This window comes from Clostridium sp. (assembly GCF_016650035.1).
Taxonomy (GTDB): Bacteria; Bacillota; Clostridia; order Clostridiales; family Clostridiaceae; genus Clostridium_AD.
Genome location: NZ_JAENWM010000116.1, coordinates 1 through 9,651, shown reverse-complemented (window position 1 = coordinate 9,651; position 9,651 = coordinate 1). Strand labels below are relative to the sequence as shown.

Sequence of the window (9,651 nt, the reverse complement as noted above, 5' to 3'; positions counted from 1 at the left end):
TTTCTTTTTTAAAAAAGTAAAGCACGCGGTAGGTCTGTTAAGCTTACCCAAAATCATACTTTTACAAAAGCAAAGCACCAACAATTAGTTGGTGCTAATGTTTCACATGATTTGGGACATTTTCAAAAATGCTTGACACTACTTTAAATTAATTGCCTGAGTTAAGTTCTAGTTTAAACCTTTACAAATTAAATGGCATTTTGCCTTTATTCATAGTATATACTTTAGTATAGTTAATATTTATTGTAAATTTATATGTTATCTCGAAATACAAAAGGAGTGGTCTTCTATGAATCTAAAATCAGCATTTAGCCATATAAAACTAAAAAGTAAATTCATTCTCTTATTTATAATTTTAAACTTAACAATCTCAACTATAATGATCTATTCTATTATTAACACTTTTAATAATGAAGAAGTTAAAACTTCTACTATTATTACAGAAAGAATATCAAAAATATCTGAACTTTCTACAATAAAATATAACTATGCTAATATAATAGTTCTAAAAAACACTAAAAAATTTAAAGATTTTTCTATTCCATTTACACAAAAGTCATTTTTTATAAAATATAGCGGATATATTAAAGCTGGAGTAGATTTAGAAGGCTTAAAAGTTCTTGTTAATGGGAGAAAAATTACTATAACATTAAAAAAGTCTAAAATTATTGACAATGTAATCGATAATGAAGATTTATTCGTATATGATGAAAAATCCTCAATGTTTAATAAACTTAGTATGCAGGATATTATAAATGAAATATGCAATGAAAAGAAAAAGACTGAAGTGGAGCTTTTAAAAAAAGGATTTTTAGATGAAGCTAACAATAATGCCAAATTACTTTTACGTGGCATTTTATTAGATATGGGATTTGAAAATGTAACAATAGTTTTTAAATAAATAAACTTGAAATAGTTAAAAGCAGAAAACATTATTTTTCTGCTTTTAACTATTTCATTTTATATAATTAACATTCTAACATAATACAATTATTTTACTCATTTTATTATATTCCACCAAACTTATAAATTAAAAGCTCCCGGAAGAACCACCGCCACTTGATGAGCCTCCTCCAAATCCTCCAAATCCACCACCATTACCACCATTTCTACCATTTCTTCCGCCTCGTCCAAAAATTGCACTCCAAAATAGCACTTTAATCATAAATCTCGTTACTCTTCCCCTATTAAAAATAAAATCAAGAAGCATTATCAAAATAACTCCTATTATTAAGATTCCATTCCCTCTTTTAGGTGCATTTGAATTTTTTGTACTATCTGTATATTGGGGAACATTAATATTTTTGTCTAGTGTTACTGCATATTCTTTAGCTATATTATCAGATAAAACTGAATATGCCTCCCTGATTCCCTGTCCATATTGGTTTTGTTTAAACTTAGGTACTGCAATTTCATTCATGACTCTTGAAGAGTATATATCGGTAATAGCTCCCTCTAGACCTGTACCCACCTCAACTCTCCACTTTCTATCAGTAGTTGATAACAAAATTAACAGCCCGTTATTTTTATCTTTTTGTCCAATACCCCACTCTCTAAATATGCCATTGGCATATGATTCTATAGATTCACCCTGAAGTGTATCTATAACAACCACAATAGCCTCTGCTCCTGTTTTATCTTCTAATTCCTTACCTACTGACATAATATATTGTGCAGAGTCAGCATCTATCTCTCCCACATAATCATTAATATATTTTGATGCTGTAGCCCTAGGAAATTTAACCTCTGCATTTACCAAGTTCATAGATATTATTGAGCTTAATATAAGTGTACATAACATAATACTTAAAATTTTACTAACAGCCTTTATTAAATAATTTTTCATTTTTAACTACTCCTATTTACTAAAGTCAACCTTGGGCAATTCTTTTGCAGATTCACTAGCTTTATAATACTCTTTTTCTTCGAACCTAAAAGTTCCTGCAATAATAGAACCGGGGAATTTTTTAATTGTAGTGTTATAATTATCAACACTTTTATTATAATCCTGCCTTGCTGTACCTATTCTATTTTCTGTACCTTCTAGCGATACGGTCAAATCTCTGAAATTCTGACTAGATTTTAACTCTGGGTATCTTTCTACCACTACTAATAGCCTTGATAGCGCGGTACCAAGTTCACTATCCGCCTCCGCTTTATCACCCACGGTTTTTGCACCAGAAAGTTTAGCCCTGGCCTCCGCTATTTGTATAAATATTTCTTTTTCTTGAGATGCATATCCTTTTACTGTTTCAACCAAATTAGGAATTAAATCTGACCTTCTTTGGAGTTGTGTGTCTATATTCCCTTCTGAGACTTTTACATTTTGATCTAAACTAACCATCTTATTGTAGCCTCCAACAATAGGCATTGTTATAACTAAAAACACTGCAACAACGATGGCAACGGTCCTTTGTGTTTTATTCATATCTATACCACCTTTCTATTTTATATAATATATTTACTACTTAATTCAGCTAATAATCAATTCAATCTCATCCTTATAATATATTTATGAATTTTATAAGGATACTATACTAATTTGCTATTTATTGTTTAAAATTATGTACTATCTGAAAATTTTTATTCTAATATAATCAGAAAAGATGATTTCTGATTAAAATGAATTGCCCAATGTCTACTTGACAGGGTGCATTTCAAAATACAGAAATCATCTTTTTATGTTTTATTATTAATAATATCAAAGGTTTTTCTTATATATTCTTCTGTTTTATAATTTCCAAGTTTTTTATTCATTCTCCTTAGAAGTCCATTTAAATCTATTAATTCATCTAAACTTATATCTTTCAATTCTTCAAAAATCAACATACTTTTTTGATTTTTATTAAAATCGTCAATTATAAGTCTCTCACCATATTCTGTTATATCTAAGTAAAGGGCATTTTTGATTGCTGCTTTTTCTTTATAAATAAAATTTTTACTAATTAAATTTTTTACTATTACATGAACTGTAGATGGTGACCAAAAGCTAATTTCACTTAATTCACTTGATGTTAAACCTTTAAATGCATCAATTATCCATAGTGCCCTTAGTTGAGCATAAGTCACATTAAACTGCTTAAGTGGTTCATTGTGATTACTTTTAACCGTTAATATAAATGTTCTTAAAAGATTATATATACTAATTGTCTTTTTTATTATACTAACTTTATTTTCATCAAAATCTGCTAAATCAATCTTTAAGTTCATTTCATTAATCTTATCAATATATTCAAAAATAAATTCTTTATTTTCTTTTATTATAATTTTAGTGAAAATCTCTATAATAAAATCTAATTCACTATGTGAAAATAAACCTATTAAGTCAAAAAGGTAGAATTTTTTTCCCTTATCTTGTTTATTTATATTAATAAAATATTTACCCATTTCTGTTAATTGAAGTTTATATAACTTTTTATTTATAGTTTCTTCTTTAAATATCAACTTTTTATCTATTAAAATTTTAATCATATTACTAACTGTAGGTGAAGACCAACATCCAATTCTTGCAACGTTACTAAGTGAAATTCCTGGAAATGATTTAATTATCCACAGAACTCTTAGTTGTGGCAGCGTTATACCCGAAGTTTCTACCATCCTTGCGTAATTAGATTCAATTTTTAAAAAAGCGTATCTTGCTAGATTATATAACGAATGTATATTAAATAAATGCTCATTTTGTTCCATAAAATATCCCCTTAGATGATAGTTAGCATCTATATAAATTATTATTATTTTTATTTACCTTGCTATCATTCAATAAATTGTATCAAAAATGTTCCACCAAATCAACAAAAGAATGTTATCTTTTTATTTTACATTGTTTTAAAAAAATATATTTTTATTATAATACAATATTCTATAATAATGTATTATAATACTAAGTATAGCTTATATATTATATAAGCTATACAAATAAAATTAAAACAGTTATAAAGGAGAGTCAAGAATGATAATTTCTAGTGAATCATCTATTGATACTATAGCAGAAGATTTGAGATATGTTAAGCTACTAGCTAGTAAGTACCCTACAATTCCAGATGCTTGTACTGAAATTATAAATCTGCAAGCTATCCTAAATTTACCTAAGGGAACTGAACATTTTCTCACAGATATTCACGGTGAATATGAATCCTTTAATCATGTTCTTAGGAATGCTTCTGGTGTAATAAAACGAAAGATTAATGATATCTTTGGTACTTCTCTTAGAGAAACTGAAAAAAAAGAACTAGCAACCGTTATTTACTATCCTGAACAAAAATTAGATATAGCACTTAGAGAAGAATATGATATAGAAGATTGGTACAAAATCACACTTCATAAACTCATTAAAATTTGTAGGACAGTCTCCTCTAAATATACTAGATCTAAAGTCAGAAAAGCGCTGCCTCCAGATTTCTCTTATATTATCGAAGAATTACTCCATGAACAACAACACACTTTTAATAAACAGGAATATTACAACGAAATTATTCAGACCATAATTAAAACTGGTAGAGCTAAAGAATTTATAGTTGCAATTGCATACCTAATTCAAAGACTAACTGTAGATAGACTTCATATTTTAGGAGACATTTATGACCGAGGTCCTGGAGCGCATATAATCTTAGATACTCTTATGAAATACCACTCTATTGATATACAGTGGGGTAATCACGACATACTTTGGATGGGCGCCGCTGCAGGGTCTGAAAGTTGCATTGCAAATGTTCTTCGCATTTCAACAAGGTATGCAAATTTAGAAACTATCGAAGAAGGTTATGGTATTAACTTATTACCTCTAGCAACTTTTGCTTTAGATTTTTATGGTAATGACCCCTGCAAATCTTTTAAACCAAAAGTTCTTACAGAAAATAATTATAGAGAAAAAGACCTTAGTTTAATGTCACAAATGCATAAAGCAATTTCGATAATTCAATTTAAACTTGAGGGTCAAGTAATAAAAAGACGCCCTCATTATGAAATGAAAGATAGACTACTGCTTAGCGAAATAGACTATGAAAAGGGTTGCATAAATATTGACGGAAAAGAATACAGACTAAATGATACAAATTTCCCTACTATAGACCCAACTGACCCTTATACATTAACTGAAGACGAAAGAGGACTTATTGACAAACTTAAATCTTCTTTTTCAAACAGCGAAAAGCTCCAAAAACATATACGTTTTTTGTATTCTAAAGGTAATATGTATTTAAAGTACAACTCTAATTTGCTTTATCATGGTTGCATAGCATTAAATCAAGATGGTAGTTTTAAAAAAATAAAAATAGATAATGTTACTTATAGTGGAAAATCCTATATCGATAGAACTGAACAAGTAGCAAGAGAAGCTTATTTTGGCAAAACTGATTCAGAATCTAAACTTTATGCTTTAGACACCATATGGTATTTGTGGTGTGGTTCCAACTCGCCCTTATTTGGTAAGGATAAAATGACTACCTTTGAGAGATATTTCATAGATGACAAAAGTACTCATAAAGAAATTAAAAATCCATACTATAAATATAGAGATGATGAAACAATATGCAACAATATATTAACTGAATTCGACTTGGACATAAATAATTCGCATATTATAAATGGTCATGTTCCTGTAAAGACTACTCAAGGTGAGAGTCCTATAAAAGCTAATGGCAAACTTTTAGTTATTGATGGAGGCTTTTCTAAAGCTTACCAACCAGAAACAGGAATAGCAGGGTATACCCTTATTTATAATTCCTATGGACTACTTTTAGCATCCCATGCTCCATTTGAATCTAGGCAAAAAGCTATCGAAGAAGGTAAAGATATCTTATCGTCTACTATAGTCTTAGAAACCTCTACAAATCGAAAACGTGTAATAGATACGGATGTGGGCCTTGAAATCAAGGAACAAATTAAAGATTTAGAGTTACTCCTTACAGCCTATAGAAAAGGACTTATTAAAGAGCAAAGGTAATATTCATAAGACTTTTAAAAACCACTTGGGAGTTCCCAAGTGGTTTTATTTATTACATATATTAAAGTTTATTCAGTAAGTGTTAAATCTATTTCTATTGTTTTTCCATCCCTAACTAATTCTACTTTAACTATATCACCAGCATTATGAGTATTTTTCAAAGCATTTAATTCATCTACAGTTTTAACCTCTTTACCATCAAACCCTGTGATAACATCCTTAGATCTAATACCATATTTTTCTGCTGCACTGTCCTTTTGAACTTGCCTAACTAGTACTCCAACTGGCAAATTATATTTTTCTGGAATATCCTGAGTAATTACTTCGCAAGTAATACCTATAGTAAGAACTTGCTTGGTTAAACTATCCATTTTAGGGCTTACTGTATTAATTGGTATTGCAAAACCTAATCCTTCTACGCCAACCTGTTGCTGACTCATTGTAGAACTTATTTTCGCAGTATTTATTCCTATAACTTGACCCTTAGTATTCACTAGTGGTCCACCACTATTACCAGGATTAATAGCTGCGTCTGTTTGAATAAATTTCAATTCTTTATTTTCAATGCTTACTTGTCTATTAACCGCACTAACAATGCCTGTAGTAACAGATCCTATAAGCTCTTTCCCTAGCGGATTACCTATTGCTACTACTGCTTCCCCTACTTCAAGATCATCGGAATCTCCAAATTCAGCCACACCTGGAATTTTAGTATTATCAGGAAGTTTAATTACAGCTACATCAGCTGCTTCATCGAAGTTTACTACTTTTGCTGAAACTTCATTTCCATCACTAAGCATAACTTTAATACTTTGCGCTCCACTTATAACATGATAATTCGTCAAAATTTCTCCAGTTTCACTAAATATCATTCCAGTTCCTACCCCTTCACCGGAAGAACTTTGGGAAGAAATTGCAACTACTGCAGGGCTTACTTTTTTTACAATTTCAGGTACACTTAAATTTTCTGTCGTACTTGTAGTAATAAGCTTTGCACTTGAATCGCTAGAGCTTTTTGTAGTAGCCGCTTTAGGTACACTAGTATTATTTGTACTATTTGTATTTTTCATCATATTCATTGTAACAATACCAGATCCTATACCTCCAAGTGTAGAACATATTGCACCTACTATTATGTAGGACATTATTCTATTTCTCATACCGCCTTTATTCTTTTTCACTTTTTCTTGGCTTACTTCTGTATAATTATTATTTTCTAATCCAATAGGTGCTGTTTCACTTTGTTCTTCTTTAAACCCGCACCCAGGTGCATCTTCAATAATATTTTCATTAACTCCACCTGTTTCATTTGAATAACTCATATTCAAATGAGCATTGTTATTCTCATAGCTAATTGTATTTTCGTCTATTTGGTCTATTGGGTCTATTTCGTCTATTTCGTTTGTTTCATTTGTTTTATTATTATCCATATTTTCATTCATATTTTTTTCCTCCTTTTATTGCGAACTCCATAACCGTTATTAACTTTTAATTTAACCTTTTGTTTTATCATTAATTATATATTAATACATTTGTGTTACAGTTTAGTGTCAAATTTATTAACAAACCTTTAACTAATTAACAATTAATTTAAGATATGTTAGATATTTTTTTCAATTAACACTATAAAATTGGCTTATCTGTTTAAGATAAGCCAATAAGTTTTTACATATATACTAATTAAAATTATATGATATTATTTACTAGCATATAACTTAACTATATTGAGTATTACTTCAACAGCTTTTTCCATGGCATATGTAGGAATGAATTCATATTTACCATGAAAATTTTGTCCACCTGTGAATATGTTTGGTGTAGGAAGCCCCATAAATGAAAGCCTTGCTCCATCAGTACCCCCTCTAATAGGTACCATTATAGGATTTATTCCCACTTCTTTCATAGCCAAAAATGCGGTATCTACAATATGTTTAACTGGTTCTATTTTTTCTTTCATATTAAAATATTGATCTACAAGTTCTATTTCAACTGTGCCACTTCCATATTTAGTGTTTAATTTATCTACTACGTTTTTTATAAATATCTTTCTATTTTCGAAGCTTTCACTATTAAAATCCCTTATAATGTATTGAAGTTTAGTCTCTTCAACTTCACCATTAATACTGGTCAGATGATAGAATCCTTCATAACCTTCTGTAGCACTCGGTGTTTCGTTTTGCGGTAGAGAGCACATCAATTCATTTGCTATAAGTGCAGAATGAACCATCTTTCCTTTTGCTGAGCCCGGATGAACATTTCGTCCATGGATATATATTTTTACTCCTGCAGCATTAAAATTTTCGTACTCTAATTCTCCAATAGTTCCACCATCCATAGTGTATGCAAAATCCGCTCCAAATTTTTTCACATCAAATAAGTCTGCGCCACGCCCTACCTCTTCGTCTGGTGTAAACCCAATACAAACTATACCGTGTTGCGTTTTAGGATTATCCATTAAATATTCTGCAGCTGCCATAATCTCAGCAACTCCAGCTTTATCATCAGCCCCAAGTAAGGTAGTTCCATCTGTTGTTATAAGAGTCTTTCCTATGTAATCCTTTAATTCAGGAAAATCTTTTGGAGATAGTACTATGTTGCTCTCCTCATTGAAAATTATGTCTTCTCCATCATAATTTTCAATAAATTTAGGTTTAACATTTTCGCCTGACATATCTGGAGCAGTATCCATATGTGCTATAAATCCTATAGTTGGCACAGCTTTTTCTATATTAGATGGAATAGTTGCCATAACGTATCCATTATCATCTACGCTAGCATTATTTATACCCATTGCCTTTAGTTCTGCTACTAATTCAGTGGCAAGTACCATTTGACCCTCTGTGCTTGGCACAGTTGTTGATTCCTCATCTGATTTAGTACTGTAACTTACATATTTTAAAAATTTTTCTACAACTTTTGACATATGATCATCTCCTCATTTACAATTAAGTCGTCTTTAAAAAATTATCAATTAATTTTTCCGCCATTCTTTTTTGCATATTTGCTTTATTAATAAGTAATAATACCATTAATATTAATTCTATTAACTCTCCATCCTCTTTTCCCATTTTTTTAATTTTAACCTTTATATATTCAGAATATTTATCTACATCAAGTTCAAACTCTTGGTTCTGAACTTCTTTTATATCTAAAAAATTGTTATATAAATTTTCTAATGAGATACTTGTATCTTTAGAGGCTTTTACATCAATAATAGAATTAAAAATTGTATTAATATCACTGATTGATATAGTCTGCTTTAAATTATAAATAAGAGTAAGTAATATCATGTGTTCGTTAGTATACTTTTTATTTTTTGCTGGCATCAAAACCTTACCTTTAGTATAGTTATTAATCATTGTTTTAGTAAGAATTTTATCTTCTTCATTTCTTTTAAGACTTGAAAGCTTTTCATCAAAAAAAGTAGTGACTTGATCCATATATAAATCTACACAAGGTATTTCCATTAAACTAACATCTTTTGCCCCTATGATCTCTTTCACTAATCCATCCAAAGTTTCCTTGTTATAATCCATTTATTTCACCTCCCTCTCATTATATAGTATAGATAGTAAGCGATGGAACAAACACCGTAATGTAAATTAACCTCCTGTTTGATATACTTTGATAAAGTAGTCGATGGGAGGTTTTATTTTGAGATCCACAGCTGAAGATCTGCTTCTCTGGGAGCAAATAATTAATAAAAGAAC

The 9,651-nt window shown here is 29.8% G+C and carries 8 protein-coding genes; 2 read left to right on the top strand and 6 right to left on the bottom strand.

Going from position 1 to position 9,651, the window contains the following annotated elements:
- Positions 1-289: 289 nt before the first annotated feature.
- Positions 290-901: a DUF4230 domain-containing protein gene (locus JJD95_RS18310; RefSeq protein ID WP_291644655.1), complete on the top strand. Its 612-nt coding sequence runs from the start codon at positions 290-292 to the stop codon at positions 899-901.
- A 129-nt stretch (positions 902-1,030) separates the two neighbouring features.
- Here JJD95_RS18310 and JJD95_RS18305 read toward each other — a convergent pair whose 3' ends face one another.
- The 3 genes from JJD95_RS18305 to JJD95_RS18295 form a co-directional block, all read right to left on the bottom strand.
- Positions 1,031-1,846, bottom strand: coding sequence for a YgcG family protein (locus JJD95_RS18305; RefSeq protein ID WP_291644651.1), 816 nt, complete (start codon positions 1,844-1,846; stop codon positions 1,031-1,033).
- Between the two features lie 12 nt (positions 1,847-1,858).
- Positions 1,859-2,428: a LemA family protein gene (locus tag JJD95_RS18300; RefSeq protein ID WP_291644649.1), complete on the bottom strand. Its 570-nt coding sequence runs from the start codon at positions 2,426-2,428 to the stop codon at positions 1,859-1,861.
- Between the two features lie 251 nt (positions 2,429-2,679).
- Complete coding sequence (locus JJD95_RS18295; protein WP_291644647.1) at positions 2,680-3,687, bottom strand: MarR family transcriptional regulator; 1,008 nt, start codon at positions 3,685-3,687, stop codon at positions 2,680-2,682.
- A gap of 262 nt (positions 3,688-3,949) precedes the next feature.
- Between JJD95_RS18295 and JJD95_RS18290 the strand changes: the two genes are divergently transcribed.
- Positions 3,950-5,941, top strand: a complete 1,992-nt coding sequence (locus JJD95_RS18290; protein WP_291644645.1) for a fructose-1,6-bisphosphatase — start codon at positions 3,950-3,952, stop codon at positions 5,939-5,941.
- A 68-nt stretch (positions 5,942-6,009) separates the two neighbouring features.
- Here JJD95_RS18290 and JJD95_RS18285 read toward each other — a convergent pair whose 3' ends face one another.
- The 3 genes from JJD95_RS18285 to JJD95_RS18275 all read right to left on the bottom strand — a co-directional run bounded on the left by JJD95_RS18285 (position 6,010) and on the right by JJD95_RS18275 (position 9,477).
- Positions 6,010-7,383: a trypsin-like peptidase domain-containing protein gene (locus JJD95_RS18285; RefSeq protein ID WP_291644643.1), complete on the bottom strand. Its 1,374-nt coding sequence runs from the start codon at positions 7,381-7,383 to the stop codon at positions 6,010-6,012.
- Positions 7,384-7,637: 254 nt separating this feature from the next.
- Positions 7,638-8,864 (bottom strand): peptidase T, encoded by a 1,227-nt coding sequence (gene pepT, locus JJD95_RS18280; RefSeq protein WP_291644641.1) that lies wholly within the window; start codon positions 8,862-8,864, stop codon positions 7,638-7,640.
- 22 nt (positions 8,865-8,886) lie between these two features.
- Positions 8,887-9,477: a DUF1836 domain-containing protein gene (locus JJD95_RS18275; RefSeq protein WP_291644639.1), complete on the bottom strand. Its 591-nt coding sequence runs from the start codon at positions 9,475-9,477 to the stop codon at positions 8,887-8,889.
- Positions 9,478-9,651: the final 174 nt, after the last annotated feature.